This is a genomic window from Candidatus Marivariicella framensis (assembly GCF_982709265.1).
Window position 1 is genome coordinate 1 of the sequence record NZ_CEXPNT010000002.1, and the last position, 20,058, is coordinate 20,058.

The 20,058-nt window shown below is 31.7% G+C and carries 22 protein-coding genes and 1 pseudogene; 5 read left to right on the forward strand and 18 right to left on the reverse strand.

Features of this window, described 5'->3' with window-relative positions; all coding sequences use genetic code 11:
- The coding region (locus AC34EU_RS00880; protein ID WP_489695999.1) for a hypothetical protein at positions 1-1,100 on the reverse strand (1,100 nt) is incomplete at its 3' end.
- A gap of 137 nt (positions 1,101-1,237) precedes the next feature.
- Between AC34EU_RS00880 and AC34EU_RS00885 the strand changes: the two genes are divergently transcribed.
- On the forward strand, positions 1,238-1,732 hold the full coding sequence (locus AC34EU_RS00885) for a hypothetical protein (protein WP_487533272.1): 495 nt from the start codon (positions 1,238-1,240) through the stop codon (positions 1,730-1,732).
- A gap of 3 nt (positions 1,733-1,735) precedes the next feature.
- Here the strand turns inward: AC34EU_RS00885 and AC34EU_RS00890 are convergent.
- Together AC34EU_RS00890 and AC34EU_RS00895 are read right to left on the reverse strand one after the other, a co-directional pair.
- A pseudogene (locus AC34EU_RS00890) lies at positions 1,736-2,710 on the reverse strand (PLP-dependent cysteine synthase family protein); the annotation flags it as partial.
- A 17-nt stretch (positions 2,711-2,727) separates the two neighbouring features.
- The gene (locus AC34EU_RS00895) at positions 2,728-3,963 is read right to left on the reverse strand and encodes an ABC transporter permease (protein ID WP_487533271.1); all 1,236 of its coding nucleotides are present in this window, start codon (positions 3,961-3,963) and stop codon (positions 2,728-2,730) included.
- Between the two features lie 12 nt (positions 3,964-3,975).
- Here AC34EU_RS00895 and AC34EU_RS00900 point away from each other — a divergent pair, with 12 nt between their 5' ends.
- On the forward strand, positions 3,976-5,145 hold the full coding sequence (locus AC34EU_RS00900; protein ID WP_489696000.1) for an exo-beta-N-acetylmuramidase NamZ family protein: 1,170 nt from the start codon (positions 3,976-3,978) through the stop codon (positions 5,143-5,145).
- Entirely contained in the window at positions 5,138-5,845 is a 708-nt protein-coding gene (locus AC34EU_RS00905) for a methyltransferase domain-containing protein (RefSeq protein WP_487533269.1), read from the forward strand. Before AC34EU_RS00900 ends, AC34EU_RS00905 begins: the two co-directional genes overlap by 8 nt.
- Here the strand turns inward: AC34EU_RS00905 and AC34EU_RS00910 are convergent.
- A complete protein-coding gene (locus tag AC34EU_RS00910; RefSeq protein WP_487533268.1) occupies positions 5,832-6,464 on the reverse strand; it encodes a 7-carboxy-7-deazaguanine synthase QueE in 633 nt (210 codons plus the stop codon). The two genes, AC34EU_RS00905 and AC34EU_RS00910, sit on opposite strands and share 14 nt — an antisense overlap.
- A 58-nt stretch (positions 6,465-6,522) precedes the next feature.
- On the opposite strand from AC34EU_RS00910, the gene AC34EU_RS00915 reads away from it, so the two are divergent.
- A complete protein-coding gene (locus tag AC34EU_RS00915; protein WP_487533267.1) occupies positions 6,523-6,948 on the forward strand; it encodes a VOC family protein in 426 nt (141 codons plus the stop codon).
- 54 nt (positions 6,949-7,002) lie between these two features.
- Here the strand turns inward: AC34EU_RS00915 and AC34EU_RS00920 are convergent, their stop codons facing one another.
- The 3 genes from AC34EU_RS00920 to argS form a co-directional block, all read right to left on the reverse strand.
- Positions 7,003-7,878 (reverse strand): bifunctional 5,10-methylenetetrahydrofolate dehydrogenase/5,10-methenyltetrahydrofolate cyclohydrolase, encoded by an 876-nt coding sequence (locus AC34EU_RS00920; protein WP_487533266.1) that lies wholly within the window; start codon positions 7,876-7,878, stop codon positions 7,003-7,005.
- A gap of 3 nt (positions 7,879-7,881) precedes the next feature.
- Entirely contained in the window at positions 7,882-9,210 is a 1,329-nt protein-coding gene (gene ffh, locus AC34EU_RS00925; protein ID WP_487533265.1) for a signal recognition particle protein, read from the reverse strand.
- 80 nt (positions 9,211-9,290) lie between these two features.
- Positions 9,291-11,057: an arginine--tRNA ligase gene (gene argS, locus AC34EU_RS00930; protein WP_487533264.1), complete on the reverse strand. Its 1,767-nt coding sequence runs from the start codon at positions 11,055-11,057 to the stop codon at positions 9,291-9,293.
- An 80-nt stretch (positions 11,058-11,137) separates the two neighbouring features.
- On the opposite strand from argS, the gene AC34EU_RS00935 reads away from it, so the two are divergent.
- Positions 11,138-11,560 (forward strand): hypothetical protein, encoded by a 423-nt coding sequence (locus AC34EU_RS00935; RefSeq protein WP_487533263.1) that lies wholly within the window; start codon positions 11,138-11,140, stop codon positions 11,558-11,560.
- On the opposite strand, the gene AC34EU_RS00940 is transcribed toward AC34EU_RS00935, so the two are convergent.
- The 11 genes from AC34EU_RS00940 to secY form a co-directional block, all read right to left on the reverse strand.
- Positions 11,550-12,827 (reverse strand): citrate synthase, encoded by a 1,278-nt coding sequence (locus AC34EU_RS00940; RefSeq protein WP_487533262.1) that lies wholly within the window; start codon positions 12,825-12,827, stop codon positions 11,550-11,552. The genes AC34EU_RS00935 and AC34EU_RS00940 overlap by 11 nt on opposite strands.
- A 31-nt stretch (positions 12,828-12,858) precedes the next feature.
- The gene (gene eno, locus AC34EU_RS00945; protein ID WP_487533261.1) at positions 12,859-14,154 is read right to left on the reverse strand and encodes a phosphopyruvate hydratase; all 1,296 of its coding nucleotides are present in this window, start codon (positions 14,152-14,154) and stop codon (positions 12,859-12,861) included.
- A gap of 17 nt (positions 14,155-14,171) precedes the next feature.
- Positions 14,172-15,281 carry a glutamine-hydrolyzing carbamoyl-phosphate synthase small subunit gene (gene carA / locus AC34EU_RS00950; protein WP_487533260.1) on the reverse strand — a complete coding sequence of 370 codons (1,110 nt, stop codon included), beginning with the start codon at positions 15,279-15,281 and terminating at the stop codon, positions 14,172-14,174.
- Positions 15,282-15,366: 85 nt separating this feature from the next.
- The gene (gene rplQ / locus AC34EU_RS00955; RefSeq protein ID WP_487533259.1) at positions 15,367-15,861 is read right to left on the reverse strand and encodes a 50S ribosomal protein L17; all 495 of its coding nucleotides are present in this window, start codon (positions 15,859-15,861) and stop codon (positions 15,367-15,369) included.
- A gap of 24 nt (positions 15,862-15,885) precedes the next feature.
- Complete coding sequence (locus AC34EU_RS00960) at positions 15,886-16,878, reverse strand: DNA-directed RNA polymerase subunit alpha (RefSeq protein ID WP_487533258.1); 993 nt, start codon at positions 16,876-16,878, stop codon at positions 15,886-15,888.
- 17 nt (positions 16,879-16,895) lie between these two features.
- Positions 16,896-17,501: a 30S ribosomal protein S4 gene (gene rpsD / locus AC34EU_RS00965; RefSeq protein WP_487533257.1), complete on the reverse strand. Its 606-nt coding sequence runs from the start codon at positions 17,499-17,501 to the stop codon at positions 16,896-16,898.
- Between the two features lie 77 nt (positions 17,502-17,578).
- The gene (rpsK, locus tag AC34EU_RS00970; RefSeq protein WP_487533255.1) at positions 17,579-17,962 is read right to left on the reverse strand and encodes a 30S ribosomal protein S11; all 384 of its coding nucleotides are present in this window, start codon (positions 17,960-17,962) and stop codon (positions 17,579-17,581) included.
- A gap of 9 nt (positions 17,963-17,971) precedes the next feature.
- Positions 17,972-18,346, reverse strand: a complete 375-nt coding sequence (rpsM, locus tag AC34EU_RS00975; protein ID WP_487533253.1) for a 30S ribosomal protein S13 — start codon at positions 18,344-18,346, stop codon at positions 17,972-17,974.
- A gap of 3 nt (positions 18,347-18,349) precedes the next feature.
- Positions 18,350-18,466 carry a type B 50S ribosomal protein L36 gene (gene ykgO / locus AC34EU_RS00980; protein WP_487531234.1) on the reverse strand — a complete coding sequence of 39 codons (117 nt, stop codon included), beginning with the start codon at positions 18,464-18,466 and terminating at the stop codon, positions 18,350-18,352.
- A 15-nt stretch (positions 18,467-18,481) separates the two neighbouring features.
- Complete coding sequence (infA, locus tag AC34EU_RS00985; RefSeq protein ID WP_487533252.1) at positions 18,482-18,697, reverse strand: translation initiation factor IF-1; 216 nt, start codon at positions 18,695-18,697, stop codon at positions 18,482-18,484.
- A gap of 2 nt (positions 18,698-18,699) precedes the next feature.
- Positions 18,700-20,058 carry a preprotein translocase subunit SecY gene (gene secY, locus AC34EU_RS00990; protein WP_487533251.1) on the reverse strand — a complete coding sequence of 453 codons (1,359 nt, stop codon included), beginning with the start codon at positions 20,056-20,058 and terminating at the stop codon, positions 18,700-18,702.

Below are 20,058 nucleotides of genomic sequence, written 5' to 3' on the forward strand. Positions count from 1 at the left end.
GAAAAACCAGTTCCAGTAATTGCTATTGGAGAACCGGCATCTTCAGGGGTTAGTGTTACGTTTAATGAAATAGGAAAAGTTTGTTCAATACATCCATCCGGGCGTGTTATCTTTGCATAAACCACATCACCGTTGACTGGACTTCCCCTTGTAAAACTTTGACTAGATTGCTGACCAGTACTTGCATTATTTACAAAAAAATTATAACCATTTGATCCAATACCTCCAGAGGAATTAAAAGTTACCGATTGATCGCTACAAACCTCAATATACTTTGAACCTGCAATAACCCTTGGAGCCCCAAAACTCATAGTTGATGACTCAGTTGTAGAGGCGTTAAATGCTGTGCCGGAGACTGCACCCGTTATTCGAATAACATTTTTATTATTAGAATTTAAATCACCCATGTTTACAGCACTATAGGCCGCATTATTACTTATATCAACTGCTATTGCATCTGCCACTTCAGTAACTTCTGAAACAGTTCCTGAGGCGACAATTGTTGTAAAAGCAACAGTGCCAAGAGTGATAACATATGTTGATGTTGAAGCTCCAGTCTGAGCCCCAATGGTACCTAATTCAATATCAAGGATTTGTTGTCTAACAACCTGAGTAAAAGAAGGGGTGAGTAGGTTATTAGAAACATTGTTGGGACTTACTGTAATGTTAGCAAAACCACTGTCTATAATTGTTGAAGGGGAGGCGTCTAAATAGACCTCCACGGCAAAACTATTAGCCCCAGAATTTATCATATTAATGGTTTGTGTAACAGCAAAAGAGACGCCAGCACCAATATTTCCAGCAGGAGCATCCAAAATGTAAACAGCATTATTAGCACCTGAAACTGTAATTCTTATTTCAGCAATGGTAGTAGTTAATGTAGCTGCAGTATTGTTTTTTAAAATAGCAGAAAAAGAATATGATGATGATGGACATGCATCAGATATATTAGGATTAGGAAGTGCTTGACCTTGAAAAGATTCAAAACTAATATCTTGACCATAAGAACTGCTTGAACAAAACAATAATGCCAAAAATACTACACCAAATATGTATTTAAATAAACTTTTCAAATCTTTCTCACCGATATTGTTCTCCAATTTAACGCTTAATTACTAATTATAGTATAAAAAGGGGAGGGTTTATTGCATAATAAAATTACATAATTATGACTACAAATCATTCCAAAGTCTAAATGAATTCAAGTTTCTTATTAAAGTTGTACTTTTATTGAACTTTGAAAGCAAAATTTTACATACTATTATTAATTATTTTCTCAACTAGTTGCTCGCAGCAAAATAGCGTTGAAAAGGATGAAAAATTATTGAGTTTATTACTTAACAACAGCATACAAAAATCAGAACACGCAACGATAGATATAATCTACAATCCTGCTCCTTCTAACTTCAAGAATATGACGGTAGAGTTTGATTTTTTTCAGATAAATTTTGTTAATAAAGATAGTTTACGAACCGAGGTTAGATACTTCGCCGTTATTGATGGAGAAATATATAGGATTGGAAAAGGGCCTGATTGCATAATTTTTTCAAAGGAAATAAGGTGGAACTCAAAAGGAGAGTTGATCTCTAACTTTAAAATGTGGTATGAAAAAAATTCAATTGAAAACGAATTATACACTAAAAAACCTGAGGGAGCATTGAAAACTTACAATAATGAAATGGTTACGGACAATTCTTTGCCTGAAAATATTAAAAAAGTTATTTGCAAATAACTATATGAAGTTTTTGCTTTTCATCCACTCATCATTGTAGATTTTTCCGATGTAACGACTACCAGAGTCATGAATTAAAACTACTACTACATCTTCTTTCTTTAACTTTTTCTTTAACTGTAAAAGACCCTTGATCGCTGCTCCACATGAATTTCCTGCAAATATACCCTCCTGTTTTGCTAATTTTCTTGTATAAACAGCCGCATCTTTATCAGTGACTTTTTCAAAAAGATCAATCAAACTAAAATCAACATTTTTTGGGAGAATATCCTCCCCTATTCCTTCAGTACTGTATGGATAGACCTCATTTTTATCAAATATCCCTGTCTCATGATACTTTTTAAATACTGAACCATAAGTGTCTATTCCCCATATTTTTATATTTGGATTTTTTTCCTTTAAATATTTTCCTACACCCGATATCGTCCCACCGGTTCCAACACCAACAACAAAATGAGTTATTTTTCCATCAGTTTGATCCCATATTTCTGGACCAGTTTGTTCATAGTGTGCCGTTGTATTTGAGGGATTATCGTACTGATTGACGTACCATGAATTTGGAGTTTCTTTACCCAAGCGTTCTGAAACACTATAATAAGATTCAGGATCATTAGCAGGAACATCTGTCGGACAAACAATCACCTTTGCTCCCATTGCTCTTAAAACATCAAATTTCTCCTTGGATTGTTTATCTGTTGATACACAGATCAACTTATAACCTTTAACTATTGCAGCTAACGCAAGTCCCATACCTGTATTCCCAGATGTACCTTCAACTATCGTACCTCCTGGTTTTAAAAGACCTTTTTTTTCTGCGTCTTCAACCATTTTAACTGCCATTCGATCTTTTACAGAGGAACCCGGATTAAAATATTCTAATTTTACTAAAACCTGAGACTCAATACTAGATGTAATGTTGTTTAGCCTTACCATTGGAGTATTACCAATAGTTTCCAAAATATTATTTGATATTTTCATCTATTCCTTTAAAATAATTAACGTTTTCTAATGTTTTTACTTGGAGACATGCTGCTTATTATTTTAGTTGGAAACCAAAGCAATAAAAGACAAACAAAAATAAGGCTTAAATTAATATAAAACCACTCAAAAAAATTCAATTCTACTGGAGCCACATTAACATAATAAGTTGCAGGATCTAGTTTGATCCACTCAAAATATTTTTGTGAAAAATAAAAACCTAATGCTAAAAAATTTCCCAACAAAACCCCTTTAATGATAATCTGAAACCCATTCCACAAAAATATTTTTTGAATTTGAAAATCCTTAGCTCCAATAGTTTTTAGTAGTCCAATCATTGAAGCTCTTTCAAATATTAATATTAATAACGCGGTTGCAATATTGATTACTCCAACAAACAACATTATGATTAAAATAATCAAAATATTTAAATCAAAAAGAGCTATCCATTGAAAAATATTTTTAAATCTAGACTTTAAAGTAATGACATCGATATTAAAAGGAAGAGATTTGTATAATTTATTTGCTGTAGCTGTGTCTTTATCATTATTTTTTAAAAATACTTCAATTGCACCAACCTCTTCATCAGACCAGTCATTCAATACTCGAATCTGGTTTAAACTTCCTAAAACATAAACTTCATCAAAATCAGAAAAGTCAGACTCGTAAATACCAACAACTTTATATTTTCTTTGATTAGGAATTAATTGAGAATTGTCTCTTTTAAAATATGCAATAGGTTGATCCCCAATACTCATGTTCAGTCTCTTTGACATGTGTTTTGATACAATTATTTCGCTACTATTTATTTTGTTTAAATCAGGGAATCTACCCTCAATCAAGAATTCTGAAAAAATTGATTGATTAAAACTCGAATCTATCCCTTTAAAAACAATCCCCTCATAGCTGTCATTAAACTTAATTAAACCTGCTTTATATGCGACTTTTTGATAATCTTGAACATTATTTAAATCATTTAAAACAGAAAAATACTTTTTATCCATTTTAAAAGGATTTATAGATATCTGTGAAGTATTATTTTCAAAAGTAGAAATCACTAAATGTCCATTAAAGGCTGCAGTTTTTTTAGATATGGCTTTTTGCAAACCTCTTCCGGTAGCAACTGAAATAATAATAGATGCAATCCCTATAGTCACAGCTAATATTGCAATTTTTATTATACGAGATGAAACATTACTTTTGGAAATATTAGATTGCCTTATACGGTTAGCTAATAAATAGGTTATATCCAAAATTGATTTTTTATGACTTTCAATCTCAAAAATACGGTTTTATTATTTGTATTTGTTTTTAGTTTTTCTTCTGGTTTTTGTCAAAATGAGATTTTAACTGGAGCAGATCAATATGATGAATACATTCCATTTTTAAAAAATAAGACTATCGGAATTGTAGCTCACAAAGCTAGTAGGGTAAACAATGAAATCCATTTAGTTGACTTTTTAGTAGAAAATAAAATTAAAATTAAAACAATATTTGCTCCAGAACATGGATATGATGGAAGAGCAGATAACGGAGATTTATTATCTGATAGTAAAGATCAATCAACTGGATTAAATATAATTTCTCTTCATGGAAAAACTAAAAAGCCTCTTCCAGAGCATCTTCAAGGAATTGACTTAATGGTATTTGACTTACAGGATGTAGGAGCTAGATTTTATACATTTCTATCTACTCTTCATTATGTCATGCAAGCATGTGCAGAGGCAAATATTCCAGTTTTACTTTTAGACAGGCCAAATCCAAATGGACATTATGTTGATGGACCTGTTTTAGACATGAAGTTTAAGACCTATGTTGGAATGCATCCAGTCCCTATTGTTCACGGGATGACTTTGGGAGAATATGCTTCAATGATTAATGGTGAAAATTGGTTGGGGAAAAATCTTAAATGTAATTTAAGAATAGTTAAAATAAAAAACTACACTCATAAAACTAAATATATTTTACCAGTTAGACCTTCGCCCAATTTACCAAACAATCAAGCTATATCTCTTTATCCCAGCTTGTGTCTTCTTGAGCCGACTACAATAAGTATTGGAAGAGGTACCGAAAAACAATTTCAAATTTACGGTCATCCCAATTTTCCGAAATCAAAATTTAAATTCAAACCAGCTCCAAACTTTGGCTCTAAAAGCCCAAAATGGAATGATAATATATGCTTTGGAGTTTCACTAGAAAAAATTGAAATTTCAGATCAGCTAAATCTTGCTTGGTTAATAGACGCATACAATAAACTTCCAAAAAATTATATTTTCTTCAAAGATAGTTTTGAGAGAATTGCAGGAACAGATAATCTAAGAAAACAAATCATAAATAAAGTGTCCATAAATCAAATAAGAAAAAGCTGGGAACCTGGACTTGAGAATTATAAAAAATTGAGAAAAAAATATCTAATCTATCCTGATTATGATTGACCTTCTTGGAAATGCTATATATAATTACCATTTAAAAAAAAACAATCATCCGTTAATTACATGGACTAGCTATACAGATAAAGAAGTCCTAGACTGTAAGTACTTTTTTAGGAAATATGACGAAATGCCCCTTATTGAAAAAAAGGCTCTTGATCTCTCAAAAGGAAAAACTCTAGATGTGGGGTGTGGAGCAGGTTGCCATAGCTTATATCTTCAAGATTTTAAAAAACTAAATATGACATCAATTGACATTTCAAAAAAGTGCATTGAAGTATCGAAGTTATTAGGCTTAAAAAACACAATTAATCAGTCTTTTTTTAAACATAAAAATTATAAATACGATACAATTTTATTTTTAATGAATGGTGCTGGTATATGCAAAACATTAGACAGGCTTGAATTACTATTAAATCATTCCTCAAAACTACTTAATGAGGATGGTCAAATCTTAGTCGATAGTTCAGATTTAATTTATCTTTTTGATAAAGATTTAGACGGAGGAGTTTGGGTTAGAGGTGATAAATATTATGGAGAACTAACATACAGTTTAAGTTATGGTAAACAAGTAGAAAAATTTCCATGGCTTTATGTAGATTATGAAAAATTAGAAGAAGTAGCTTTAAAAACAAACTTTCGTTGTGAGAAAATAGTTAATGGAGAAAATCATGATTATCTAGCGAAGCTTACTAAGGTATATTGAGGTATTTATGAGTTTGTAATGACACCTTCCATTTTGTATTTTTCATAACATAGTCAACAATTTCTGGCATTATTTTATCTCGTCTACTCCACTCTGGCTGTAAAAACAATTTACATTTATCATTAACTTTCTTTGCCTGAGTTTCAGCAAAATTAAAATCATGTTTATTGTAAACTATAATTTTCAATTCATCTGCAATTTCATAAGCAGAATTATTAGGCTCCTTATTCTTTTTTGGAGAAAGACAGAACCAATCCCAATACCCAGTAACATTATATGCTCCAGAAGTTTCAAGATGTATTTGAATGCCTTTTTCTTTAAGCAGTTTAGTCAAAGGATCCATATTCCACATCAAAGGTTCTCCTCCTGTGACCACAATAGTATTAGAAAAAAATTTAGCCTCTTCAGCAATTTTAGAAATACTTGTTGGAGGGTGTAATTCTGCATCCCAGCTTTCTTTAACATCACACCAATGGCATCCAACATCACAGCCGCCGATTCGAATAAAGTATGCGGCACTTCCTTTATGATACCCTTCCCCTTGAATAGTATAAAAAGCTTCCATAAGCGGGAGCATCTTACCTGATTTCACGTCATCAAAATTAATGCTCTTTTTCATGTTAACAAAGATAGTCTAATGAGATAAACCGAGTCAAAAAAATATATAACTTTAGTATATGAAAAAAACCCCTCCATTTCATCTCGCTATTCCGGTTGATGATCTTTCTAAAGCAGTTGATTTTTACGAAAATGTATTAGGCTGTGTTCCCGGAAGAAAAAGCAGTCACTGGGCAGATTATAATTTTTTTGGCCACCAGTTAGTTGTTCATGTTGACCCATCACATAATTCAAAAAAACATCATAATGAGGTTGATGGAAAATCAGTTCCTGTTCCTCATTTTGGAGTAGTTCTTCCCTGGGATGATTTTGATGTTTTCGCAAATAAATTAGATGATTGTGAACAAATTGAATTTATAATTGCTCCATACCTTAAATTTGAAGGTTTATCAGGAGAACAAAAAACATTATTTTTTTATGATCCAGCAGGAAACGCTTTAGAATTTAAAAGTTTTAAAAATATTGATCAACTTTTTGCAACATAAATATGGCTTGGCTTAATTTTCTTGATATAACTTTTGATGGCATTTGAAAAAAAACTAATCTTTTATTTCACAAGCCAGTAAAGTGTTCTTCAACAACATAGCTATAGTCATTGGACCCACACCTCCGGGAACTGGAGTTATATAGCTTGCCTTTTTAGAAACATTTTTAAAATCTACATCACCTTTAATAACATAACCTTTTGAATTAGTTTTGTCAACAACTCTAGTTATTCCAACGTCAATAACAACAACACCTTGCTTGACCATGTTTTCTTTTATAAATTCCGGAATCCCAAGAGCTGAAATAATTATATCAGCTTTTAAGCTTAATTCTTTAATGTTTTCAGTTCTACTGTGAGCGACTGTCACAGTCGCATTTCCATAAGAACTTTTTTGACTCATTAAAACGCTTATAGGCCTCCCAACTATATTACTCCTGCCAATAACAAGACAGTTTTTACCTGAAGTCTGAATATCGTATCGTTTTAATATTTCCATTATTCCAAATGGAGTTGCAGGAATAAAAGAAGGAAGCTCTAGCACCATTCTCCCAAAGTTAGTTGGGTGAAATCCATCAACATCTTTATGGGGATCTACCATCAATAAAATTTTTTCTTCATTAATATGCTTTGGAAGGGGCAATTGAACTATATACCCATCAATATTTTTATTTTCGTTAAGTTTTTTAATTTCAGTTAAGAGATTATTCTCACTTATTGTGTTTTCTAGACGAATTAATGTCGACTCAAATCCAACTTGTTTACAAGATTTCACTTTACTTCCAATATAAGTAAGGCTTGCTCCATCATCTCCAACTAAAATAGCTGCTAAGTGAGGCTTCTTCATGCCAGAGGACAACCTAACATCTACAGATTCTTTTATCTCTTCTTTGATTACATTTGAAAGATATTTTCCATCTAGAATTTTCATATATTATTTCTGATTTTGAAACATTTGCATCATCTGTTTACCTTTTCCTCCTTGCATCATTTTCATCATTTTACTCATCTGATTAAACTGTTTTATTAATTGATTTACTTCATCTAAATCTCTACCTGAACCATTTGCAATTCTCTTTTTTCTACTTGGATTTAAAAGGTCAGGAAAAGAGCGCTCTTTAGGGGTCATTGAAGATATAATAACTTCTATATTTTTAAATGCGTCCTCATCAATTTCTTGATCACCTACCATTTTATTAGCTCCTGGAATCATACCAACAAGATCCTTAATGCTTCCCATTTTTTTAATTTGATTTATTTGACTTAAAAAGTCATCAAAACCAAATTTATTTTTAGCTATTTTTTTATTTATTTTTCGAGCTTGATTTTCATCAAATTGGTCTTGAGCTCTCTCAACAAGTGAGATTACATCTCCCATTCCTAGAATTCTATCAGCCATCCTTTCTGGGTAAAAAACATCTATGGCGTCCATTTTTTCTCCAGTTCCTATAAACTTAATAGGTTTGTCAACCACATACCTAATTGAGAGTGCTGCACCTCCCCTTGTGTCACCATCTAATTTTGTTAAAACAACCCCGTCAAAATTTAATTTATCATTAAATGATTTTGCAGTATTAACCGCATCCTGTCCGGTCATTGAATCAACCACAAATAGGGTTTCACTAGGGTTGACAGCTTTATGTATGTCTGAAATTTCTTTCATTAACACTTCATCAACTGCTAATCTTCCAGCGGTATCAATAATTATTAAATCATTTTTTTCTTTCCTTGCAATTTCAATTGCTTCTTTGGCAATTTTAACTGGATTCTTTTCCTCAATATTTTTAAAAACAGGGACTCCAATTTCGTTTGCAAGAATCTCAAGTTGTTCAATTGCTGCTGGTCTATAAACATCACATGCCACAAGGAGTGGTTTTTTTGCTTTTTTTGATTTTAAATATTGAGCTAGTTTAGCAGAAAATGTGGTTTTACCTGACCCCTGAAGACCACACATTAAAATTATAGACGGGTTTACTGATAAGTTAATATTATTAACTGATGACCCCATTAATTCAGCTAACTCATCCTTAACAATCTTCACCATTAACTGTCCTGGCTTTAGACTTGTTAAAACATCTTGACCTAATGCTTTTGATTTGACTGAATCAGTAAATTTTTTTGCAATTTTATAATTAACATCTGCATCTAACAGAGCTCTTCTAACTTCTTTAAGAGTTGCTGCAACATTAATTTCAGTTATTTTTCCATGCCCTTTTAGGACCTGAAATGCTTTATCAAGTTTTTCGCTGAGGTTATTGAACATTTGCTAAAGTTAATATAAACTATTGTTTTTTATGAAATGAAAATCATAGATTTTTTGAATAAATTTTAATTGAATTTAGCCTACATTCTTTCTGGAACTTCGATTCCTAACAAAGAGCATGAATTTAAAATAGTATGTCCAACTTTTTGAATTAAAGTTAATCTGAAGTTTTTTATATTTGAATCACTCTCACCAAGTATGGATATGTTTTGATAAAAAGAATTAAAAACTTTTACTAAATCATAAAGGTAATTTGCAATTAGTGATGGACTATAAGATTCTCCTGCCTGTTTAACAATACCTGGATACATTAATAATTGTTTTAGTATCTCTTTTTCTTTATTATCAATTTTCATTTTTATGTCAGAATTCCATTTAATTTTTTTTGCACTTCTTAAAATAGATTGAATTCTTGCATAAGCATATTGGATAAATGGGCCAGTATTTCCATTAAAGTCAAATGACGCTTTGGGGTCAAAGAGAATTCTTTTTTTCGGATCTACTTTAAGAATAAAATACTTTAAAGCCCCCAGACCTATCTGAAGAAAAAGTTTTTGAGGATCTTCTACATCTTGAATTCTACCATGTTCTTCAGAGATTTGGTTAGCAGAGTTTCGCATTGTAGTGATTAAATCATCAGCATCAACTACGGTTCCTTCTCTACTTTTCATTTTACCTGAAGGAAGGTCAACCATACCATAACTTAAATGAAAAAGATTTTTTGACCAATTGTATCCCAGTTTTTTTAGAATTAAAAATAACACCTTGAAATGGTAATCCTGCTCATTTCCAACAGTATAAACCATTCCATCAATTTTTGAATGATCTAAGAAACGCTGATAAGCAGTACCTAAGTCCTGTGTCATATAAACAGAAGTTCCATCTGATCTTAAGAGTAATTTTTCATCTAATCCGTCAGATTTTAAGTCTACCCATACAGATCCATCTTTTTTAGAATAGAAAACTCCTTTAGAAACACCCTCTTTAATTAACTTTTTACCTAAAAGATAAGTGTCACTTTCATAATAATATGAATCAAAATCAACACCTAACATTTTGTATGTATCTTCAAAGCCATTATAAACCCAATCATTCATTTTATTCCAAAGCTCTCTTACTTCCTTATCGTTTGCTTCCCATTTTATCAATAGATCTTGAGCTTCCATGAAAATTGGGGCATTAGCTTTTGCATATTCTTCAGTTTGACCGTCTTCTAATAATGTGTTAACTTGAATATTATATTCTTTATTATATAAAACATAAAACTTACCCACAAAATGGTCACCTTTTACGCCAGCATCTAGCGGATTTTTATTTTCTCCAAAAAGCTTCCATGCAACCATTGATTTACAAATATGAATCCCTCGATCGTTTATAATTTGTGTCTTTATTATTTTATTACCATTAGCTTTTAAAATTTGAGAAATAGAATACCCAAGTAAATTATTTCTTATATGACCCAAATGAAGAGGTTTATTCGTGTTTGGAGATGAGTATTCAACCATTATTAAATTAGCATCATCTTTAGGCTCTGTATGGCCATATTTTAAATCGTTTTTAACTTTATCTAAAAACAAAATATAAAATGAAGAAGTAATTGTTAAATTCAAAAAACCATTAACCACATTAAAATCTTTAATTAAATCCGATTCAGATTTCAACTCAGAACCAATTAATTCACCTAATTGCTTAGGATTAATCTTTATTTGTTTTACTAAAGGAAAAAGAACTAAAGTAATATCTCCTTCAAAATCTTTTCTTGTAGATTGAAATTCAAAGTTTTTAACAGAAACTTTAAACGTTGTTTTTACAAATTTTTCAACTATTTCGCTTATTTCTTTTTCCATATCTAAAATATCTGATAAATATAATTAAACTCATGTTATTGCTGGCATGAGTAATAATAAAGTGCTATTTTTAATTAATTATGTTAATTAATATTTCATATAATAATCCTTTAATAAAAAAGAAAATAAACTTAGCTATTGGATCTCCTTTTTCTTTGAAAGAAAGATGGAGTAAAAAAGGGATAGGATCTCCAAGACTTTTAATTGAAGAGGCCTCTATTAATATTCATAATTTATTAGTTCTTGATCAAAATTTAAATTCTTGCAACATAGAATTACGGCCAAAAGGAATTATAGTTAGATTTAGGAGTATACTTGAAACATATGGCTTAGTAATTCCTTACTATAAACTAAAGCTATATAAAGGTAAAGCACAGCAATACTCAATATATAATGATAGCACTTTCATTAAAGTTCAAGCTACAAAAAAGGAAATACATTCATTTTTTAAAAAAATTACCAAAGAAAAAACAATACTAAGTCTAGAAAATCCTAACCTTTAGATTTAGTATTTCTGGATATACTTCCATTATATATTTGACGGGGGCGACCTATAGGTTCTTTATTTAATCTCATCTCTCTCCACTGGGCTATCCAACCAGGGAGTCGACCGAGAGCAAACATTACAGTAAACATTTCAGTTGGAATTTCCAATGCTCTATATATAATACCTGAATAAAAGTCAACATTAGGGTACAGCTTCCTATCTACAAAATATTTATCATTCAATGCTTCTTGTTCTAGGTTTTTAGCAATATCAAGAATTGGATCTTCAATACCAAGATCTTTTAAAATACCATCTGCTGTCTTTTTAATAATTTTTGCTCGTGGATCAAAATTTTTATAAACCCTATGACCAAAACCCATCAAACGAAATGAATGATTTTTATCTTTAGCCTTTTCCATAAATTTACTAGCATCTCCTCCGTCTCTTTTAATCATTTCCAACATTTCAATAACTGCCTGATTGGCACCTCCGTGCAACCTTCCCCACAAAGCAGAAATACCAGCTGAAATTGAGGCAAACAAACCCGCTTCAGAAGAACCTACAATCCTTACCGTTGAAGTAGAACAATTTTGCTCATGATCAGCATGTAAAATTAAAAGTTTATTTAAAGCACTCGTTATAACTGGATTACTTCTATATTCCTCATTTGGATTTTTAAACATCATTTGAGCTAAATTTTCAACATAAGGAAGTGAATTGTCTGAATAGTTTAGAGGCAATCCTCTAACCTTTCTGTGAACCCATGCAGTAAGTACAGAAAATTTAGCAATTAACTGAACAATTGCATGATACATTTTTTCTTCAGAATTAACATCAACGGACCCTGGATTAAAAGAAATCAGAGCAGAGGTTAATGAAGCTAAAACTCCCATAGGATGAGCTCCATGAGGAAAACTCTTTAAAATACTAGTAATATCTTCATGAACTAGGCATTCTTTTCTAATATCATTTTCAAATTTATTTAATTCATTTGATGATGGCATTTCTCCAAAAATTAATAAATAAGAAACCTCAATAAAACTTGAATTATTAGCTAAATCATCAATATCATAACCCCTATACCTAAGAATTCCATTTTCACCATCTAAATAAGTTATGCTACTTATACAAGATCCCGTGTTTTTATAGCCAGGATCCAAAGTAATAAGTCCAGTTTCAGATCTTAACGTTTTAATATCTATACCTACTTCACCTTCTGTTCCTTGGATAAGAGGAAATTCGTATTCTTTATCTTTATAGTTGAATTTTATTTTTTGTCCCATGCTTTATAATACATTTATTTTTTCAAATGAACTAGCTTTTCTTTAAGTTAAATGCTTTAAATCCAGGATAATAAGCTTTATCCCCTAATTCCTCCTCTATTCGAAGAAGCTGATTGTATTTTGACATCCTATCACTCCTTGAAGCTGATCCTGTTTTGATTTGACCAGTACCTAATGCTACGGCAAGGTCTGAAATAGTATGATCTTCTGTTTCACCAGACCTATGTGACATCACAGAAGTAAAACCGGCATCATGAGCCATTTGAACAGCTGCTATTGTTTCAGTTAAAGTACCTATTTGATTAACTTTAATCAAAATAGAATTAGCATAATTCCCGTCAATTCCCTTTTTTAATCTTTTAACATTAGTAACAAATAAATCATCACCTACTATTTGGACGTTTTTCCCAGTCATTTCAGTTAAATATTTCCAACCTTCCCAATCATTTTCATCCATTCCATCTTCAATAGAAATTATAGGATATTTGCCCGCTAGTTTCGATAAATATTCAGCTTGTTCTTTTGAATTTCTAATTTTTGCTTGTTTACCTTCAAATATTGTGTAATTGTATTTTCCATTTTCATAAAACTCTGAAGAAGCACAATCAAGAGCAATTTTTACATCAGAGCCTGGCTGATATCCTGATTTTTTTATTGCTGAGATAATAGTGTCAAGAGCATCTTCAGTTCCTTCTAATTTCGGAGCAAACCCACCTTCATCTCCAACTGCTGTGCTAAGGTTTCTTGATTTTAAAACTTTTTTTAGATTATGAAAAACTTCAGTTCCAATTTGTAAAGCATTAGAAAAGTTTTTTGCTCCAATTGGTATAATCATAAACTCTTGAAAAGCTATAGGTGCATCCGAATGAGAACCACCATTTATAATATTCATCATTGGAACTGGTAAAGTTTGAGCACTTTCTCCCCCAATATGTTTATATAAAGAAAAACCAGATTCTTTTGCTGCAGCCTTGGCAACTGCTAATGAAACTCCTAAAATTGAATTTGCTCCAAGATTAGATTTATTTTCAGTTCCATCAAGATCAATCATTAATTGATCTATTTCTTTTTGATTAAAGACAGATAATCCAACTACTTTGGAAGATATAATAGAATTAACATTTGCAACTGCTTTTTTAACTCCCTTTCCCATATAATCAGTGCCTCCATCACGTAATTCAACAGCTTCATGCTCACCAGTTGAAGCACCTGAAGGAACGGCTGCTCTTCCCAGTTTTCCATTTTCTGTTACTACGTCAACTTCTACAGTAGGATTCCCTCTAGAATCAAAAATTTGTCGCGCATGAATTTTTGTAATTAAGCTCATAGTTTATAAATTAATGATTAAGAAGAAAAGTTTTTAATTGATTCTATAAATTTATCAAACAAATAGTTTGAATCATTTGGTCCTGGCGCTGCTTCTGGATGGTATTGAACTGAAAAACAGTTTTTAGATTTAATTTTAATACCTGCAACAGTATTATCATTTAGATGCGAATGTGTTATTATTATATCTGGATTTAATTCAGCAGCATTTCTATCAACGGCAAATCCATGATTTTGAGAAGTTATCTCACCTTTTCCTGTTTCATGATTAATAACTGGATGATTTATGCCTCTATGACCATTAAACATTTTATAAGTAGGAACACCGTTTGCTATAGCAATTACCTGATGTCCTAAACAAATTCCAAAAAGGGGTAGATTTTTCTTAATTATTTCTTTTGCAATATTTTGAGCTTGCAATAATGGTTTTGGATCCCCTGGGCCATTTGATATAAAGTAACCATCAGGATTCCATTTTGAAAGCATTTCAAAAGATGAATTGTAAGGAAAAACTTTTACATAAACATCTCTTTTTATAAAGTGATTCAATATGCTTTTCTTTACCCCTAAGTCTAAAGCAGAAACTTTATACTTTGCATCAGGATTACCAATAAAATATGGTTTTTCAGTAGATACTTTAGATGCTAGTTCTAGACCATCCATATTAGGAAGGTTTTGCAATTCAATTATTAAATCGTCCAAACTTTCTAACTCAGTAGTAATGACTGCATTCATTGCACCATTATCTCTTATATAGCTAACTAACGCTCTTGTATCTACATCTGATACTCCAACTATTTTATTTTCTTTGAAGTAAGAAAGTAAATCTGCTTCAGCAGATGGCCTAGATTGGGTGTTGCTGAAATTTTTACAAATCAATCCTGCAATTTTAATGTTTCCGGATTGTGCATCATCGTTTAAAACACCATAATTTCCAATATGAGCATTTGTAGCAACCATTATTTGTCCATAATAAGAAGGATCTGTAAATATCTCCTGATATCCTGTCATACCAGTATTAAAACAGATTTCGCCAAAACCAGTTCCATCTACACCAATAGATTTTCCAAAAAATTTTGTACCGTCAGCAAGAACAACAACTGCCCTCTTTAGTGCTTTGTAACTCATAAAGTTTATTTAACAAATTAACATAAAAAAAAGGATAATCTAAAATGATTATCCTTTTCAATTATAATACTAAAAAACATAAATTTTAATTGTCTTTTTTATTAGTGACTGAATCCTCTTTTTTTTCAGACTCAACATCAGGTAAATTATCTTCAGTTGACTTCTTAGACTTTCGTCTTCTTGTAGACTTTTTCTTATTATCTGTGCTATTTGAATAAACTTCATTGAAATCAACTAATTCAATCATAGCCATATCTGCATTATCTCCTAAACGATTACCCATTTTTATAACTCTAGTATATCCGCCTGGACGATCACCAATTTTACTTGACACAGCTCCAAACAACTCTGAAACAGAAGTCTTGCTTCTTAATTCACTAAAAGCAAGTCGACGATTATGAGTAGTGTCGTTTTTGGCTTTAGTAATAATTGGTTCAATAAAAACCCTTAGTGCTTTAGCCTTAGTCACTGTTGTATTAATAGATTTATGCTCTATAAGGGAGCAAGCCATGTTTGATAGCATGGATTTACGATGGGCCTTTTTCCGGCCTAAATGCATTACTTTTTTTCCGTGTCTCATTTTATTTTATATAAAAGCGGTGACTTAATCTTTATCTAATTTATATTTTGAAAGATCCATTCCAAAAGAAAGTCCTTTTAAAACAACTAATTCCTCCAATTCTGTCAATGATTTTTTTCCAAAATTTCGAAACTTCATTAAGTCATTCTTATTAAAGGATACTAAATCACCTAATGTATCTACCTCAGCAGCTTTAAGACAATTAAGAGCTCTTACTGATAAGTCCATGTCTATAAGTTTAGTTTTTAAAAGCTGACGCATATGAAGTGATTCTTCATCATATGTTTCTGTCTGAGCAATTTCATCAGCTTCTAGTGTAATTCTTTCATCTGAGAATAAAAAGAAGTGATGTATTAAAGTTTTGGCCGCCTCTGTAAGTGCATCTTTAGGATGTATAGAGCCATCTGTAATGATTTCAAATACTAATTTTTCATAATCAGTTTTTTGTTCTACACGATAATTTTCTATCGTATATTTTACGTTTTTAACAGGAGTGAAAATCGAATCAATCGCTATTACACCAAGATCTGATGACGAGTTCTTATTTTCTTCTGCAGGCACATAACCACGTCCTTTTTCAATTGTTAATTCCATACTTAATTGAACACCTTTTTCAAGGTTACAGATAACATGCTCAGGGTTTAAAACTTGAAATCCAGAAATAAATTTTTGAAAGTCAGCAGCTTTTAATTGGTCCTGACCTCCAATATTAATAGTAACTTTTTCGTCTTCAACATCATCAATTTGACGTTTAAACCGAACTTGTTTTAAATTTAGTATAATGTCAGTTACGTCCTCAACAATTCCTTGAATTGTAGAAAACTCATGCTCTACTCCTTCGATTTTTACAGATGTAATTGCAAACCCCTCAAGAGATGATAATAAAACTCTACGAAGTGCGTTTCCAACAGTTAATCCATAGCCTGGTTCAAGTGGACGAAACTCAAATTTCCCTTCGAAATCTGAAGAGTCTATCATGACAACTTTATCGGGTTTTTGAAAATTTAATATAGCCATAGTGAATGCTTATTTTTTTATTTTGAATATAGTTCTACGATCAATTGTTCTTTTATGTTTTCAGGTATTTGAAGACGTTGAGGAATAGTTACGAAATTACCCTGAAGGGTATCTCTATTCCATGTTAGCCATTCATAAACACTTGAATTATTATCCAAAGAATTAATTATGATCTGTAATGATTTTGATTTTTCTCTTACTCCAATAACATCGCCAGGTTTGAGCTGGTATGATGGTATGTTTACAATATTGTCGTTAACAGTTATGTGACGATGCGAAACCAATTGGCGAGCTCCACTTCTTGAAGGCGACAAACCCAAACGAAAAACAGTATTATCTAAACGAGATTCACATAATTGAAGCAAAACTTCACCTGTAACTCCTTTAGACCTATTAGCTTTTTCAAATAAGTTTTTGAACTGACGCTCTAAAATTCCATAAGAATATTTAGCTTTTTGTTTCTCCATTAATTGAATCGCGTATTCAGATTTTTTTCCTCGTCGACGATTGTTACCATGTTGACCTGGAGGATAATTTCTTTTTTCAAAAGACTTATCTTCTCCGAAAATAGCTTCACCAAATTTTCTAGCTATTTTAGTTTTTGGACCAGTATATCTTGCCATTTCTTAGTTTTTAAATATTTGTCAGTTATGAATTAAGGTCTTATCCTTCGATAACAATACAAATACGGTTAATAATATTAGACACGTCTTCTTTTTGGAGGACGACATCCATTATGAGGTAGAGGGGTAACATCCACAATTTCAGTCACTTCTATACCATTATTATGAAGGGTTCTTATAGCGGATTCGCGTCCATTACCAGGCCCCTTAACATATACTTTAACTTTTCTTAACCCAGCTTCCTGAGCAACTTTAGCACAATCCTCTGAGGCAGTTTGAGCTGCATAAGGTGTGTTTTTTTTAGATCCTCTAAAGCCCATTTTACCGGCTGATGACCATGAAATCACTTCTCCTTTTAAATTTGTAAGAGATATTATTATGTTATTGAAAGAAGCATTTATGTGGGCTTGACCCGTTGCCTCTACAATGACTTTTCTCTTTTTACTTACTGTTTTTGCCATTGTTATGTGTTATTTAGTAACTTTCTTTTTATTTGCAATAGTTTTCCTTTTACCTTTCCTAGTTCGAGAATTATTTTTTGTTCTTTGACCTCTTAACGGAAGACCAGATCGGTGACGAACACCTCTATAACATCCAATATCCATTAATCTTTTAATGTTTAACTGAGTCTCTGACCTTAATTCGCCTTCAATCTTAAAACTTGAAACTGCATCACGAATACGACCTGTTTCATCGTCAGTCCAATCTTGGACTTTAATATCTTCACTCACTTTTGCTATTGCCAATATATTAGCAGCACGATTACGACCAACACCATAAATATATGTTAGTGCTATAACCCCTCTTTTTTGTTTTGGAATATCAACTCCTGAAATTCTTGCCATAATTTATCCTTGTCTTTGTTTGAATCGAGGATTCTTTTTGTTAATAACATATAAAGTGCCTTTTCTTCTTACAATCTTGCAATCGGCACTTCTTTTCTTAATTGACGCTCTTGTTTTCATTTAAATGATTATATATTAAAATCTGTACGTAATTCTAGCTTTAGTTAAGTCATATGGACTCATTTCTAATTTTACTTTATCACCAGGTAATAGCTTGATATAATGCAATCTCATTTTACCTGAAATATGAGCTGTAACAACATGACCATTTTCCAATTCAACTCTAAACATTGCATTAGATAACGATTCTATTATATTACCCTCTTGTTCTATTGCTGCTTGCTTAGCCATATCTATATTGTTGGAGTTATTGTTCTACGATTTTTTCCAGTTTTCATTAACCCGTCATAATGACGATTTAATAAGTAAGAATTAATTTGCTGAATTGTATCAATTGCAACACCTACCATAATCAACAAAGATGTTCCTCCATAAAACAATGCCCAACCTTGTTGCATTCCAATTAATTTAACGACAATAGCAGGAAAAACTGCAATCGCTGCAAGAAATAATGAACCTGGAAAAGTAATATGAGACATAACGGTATCTAAATAATTTGATGTTTCAACTCCTGGTTTAATTCCAGGAACAAAACCACCACTTCTTTTTAAATCATCGGACATTTTATTTGTAGGAACTGTAATCGCAGTATAGAAGAAAGTGAAAATTATAATCAACAAACCAAACAACACATTATACCAAAGTCCAAACATATCTGAAAATTCAGCTTGCATCCATTGACCAACATCAGAATTTCCTAAAAAACTACCTATATAGACCGGAGCAAACATTAAAGCTTGTGCAAAAATAATCGGCATAACCCCAGATGCGTTTAATTTTAAGGGAATGTATTGTCTTGAACCAGCAATATTTTGTTGAGAAGTTCCACCAGTAGTCCTTCTAGCATACTGAACCGGTATTTGACGGACAGCCATAACAAGTAAAATAGAAAATAAAATAATTACAATCCAAAGAACTAATTCAATAAGTACTAACATGAGACCTCCATTATTTTCACTAACTCTAGATATAAATTCTTGAGTAAAGGATAAAGGAAGATTAGCTATTATTCCAACCATTATAAGTAATGAGATTCCATTACCAATACCTTTGTCAGTTATTTTTTCACCTAACCACATCGCAAAAATAGTTCCTGTAACTAAAATTGTTACAGATGAAAAAAGAAACAAAGGACCTCTTCCAAGTATAAAGGCACTGTCAGGAACACCTAAAGCACTTAAACCAAACAAATATGCTGGCGCTTGTACAACACATATTGCAATAGTTAACCATCTTGTGATTTGATTAATAGTTTTACGGCCACTTTCTCCTTCTTTTTGTAGCTTTTGAAGGTAGGGTATTGCTATACCCATAAGCTGAACAACAATAGATGCAGAAATATATGGCATTATACCTAAAGCAAACACTGATGCATTAGCAAAGGCTCCTCCGGTAAAGGCATTTAATATTCCTAAAAGACCCCCAGCATCAGTTTTCTGAGCCAATGATGCGAGTTGAACTGAATCTATTCCAGGAATAACAATTTGCGCACCCAAGCGATAAACCAATAGCAAGAATAATGTAACTCCTATCCTTTTACGGAGTTCTTCTATATTATAAATATTTATTATGGTTTCTAAAAACTTTTTCAT

What these genes read in the sequence shown, in the direction of transcription:
- secY (WP_487533251.1), bottom strand. Translation starts at nt 20,058, where the DNA reads ATGAAAAAGTTTTTAGAAACCATAATAAATATTTATAATATAGAAGAA.
- eno (WP_487533261.1), bottom strand. Translation starts at nt 14,154, where the DNA reads ATGAGCTTAATTACAAAAATTCATGCGCGACAAATTTTTGATTCTAGA.
- rplQ (WP_487533259.1), bottom strand. Translation starts at nt 15,861, where the DNA reads ATGAGACACGGAAAAAAAGTAATGCATTTAGGCCGGAAAAAGGCCCAT.
- ykgO (WP_487531234.1), bottom strand. Translation starts at nt 18,466, where the DNA reads ATGAAAACAAGAGCGTCAATTAAGAAAAGAAGTGCCGATTGCAAGATT.
- AC34EU_RS00905 (WP_487533269.1), top strand. Translation starts at nt 5,138, where the DNA reads ATGATTGACCTTCTTGGAAATGCTATATATAATTACCATTTAAAAAAA.
- rpsK (WP_487533255.1), bottom strand. Translation starts at nt 17,962, where the DNA reads ATGGCAAAAACAGTAAGTAAAAAGAGAAAAGTCATTGTAGAGGCAACG.
- AC34EU_RS00935 (WP_487533263.1), top strand. Translation starts at nt 11,138, where the DNA reads ATGTTAATTAATATTTCATATAATAATCCTTTAATAAAAAAGAAAATA.
- infA (WP_487533252.1), bottom strand. Translation starts at nt 18,697, where the DNA reads ATGGCTAAGCAAGCAGCAATAGAACAAGAGGGTAATATAATAGAATCG.
- AC34EU_RS00940 (WP_487533262.1), bottom strand. Translation starts at nt 12,827, where the DNA reads ATGGGACAAAAAATAAAATTCAACTATAAAGATAAAGAATACGAATTT.
- ffh (WP_487533265.1), bottom strand. Translation starts at nt 9,210, where the DNA reads ATGTTCAATAACCTCAGCGAAAAACTTGATAAAGCATTTCAGGTCCTA.
- argS (WP_487533264.1), bottom strand. Translation starts at nt 11,057, where the DNA reads ATGGAAAAAGAAATAAGCGAAATAGTTGAAAAATTTGTAAAAACAACG.
- AC34EU_RS00920 (WP_487533266.1), bottom strand. Translation starts at nt 7,878, where the DNA reads ATGAAAATTCTAGATGGAAAATATCTTTCAAATGTAATCAAAGAAGAG.
- AC34EU_RS00900 (WP_489696000.1), top strand. Translation starts at nt 3,976, where the DNA reads ATGACTTTCAATCTCAAAAATACGGTTTTATTATTTGTATTTGTTTTT.
- AC34EU_RS00960 (WP_487533258.1), bottom strand. Translation starts at nt 16,878, where the DNA reads ATGGCTATATTAAATTTTCAAAAACCCGATAAAGTTGTCATGATAGAC.
- AC34EU_RS00915 (WP_487533267.1), top strand. Translation starts at nt 6,523, where the DNA reads ATGAAAAAAACCCCTCCATTTCATCTCGCTATTCCGGTTGATGATCTT.
- AC34EU_RS00910 (WP_487533268.1), bottom strand. Translation starts at nt 6,464, where the DNA reads ATGAAAAAGAGCATTAATTTTGATGACGTGAAATCAGGTAAGATGCTC.
- rpsD (WP_487533257.1), bottom strand. Translation starts at nt 17,501, where the DNA reads ATGGCAAGATATACTGGTCCAAAAACTAAAATAGCTAGAAAATTTGGT.
- rpsM (WP_487533253.1), bottom strand. Translation starts at nt 18,346, where the DNA reads ATGGCAAGAATTTCAGGAGTTGATATTCCAAAACAAAAAAGAGGGGTT.
- carA (WP_487533260.1), bottom strand. Translation starts at nt 15,281, where the DNA reads ATGAGTTACAAAGCACTAAAGAGGGCAGTTGTTGTTCTTGCTGACGGT.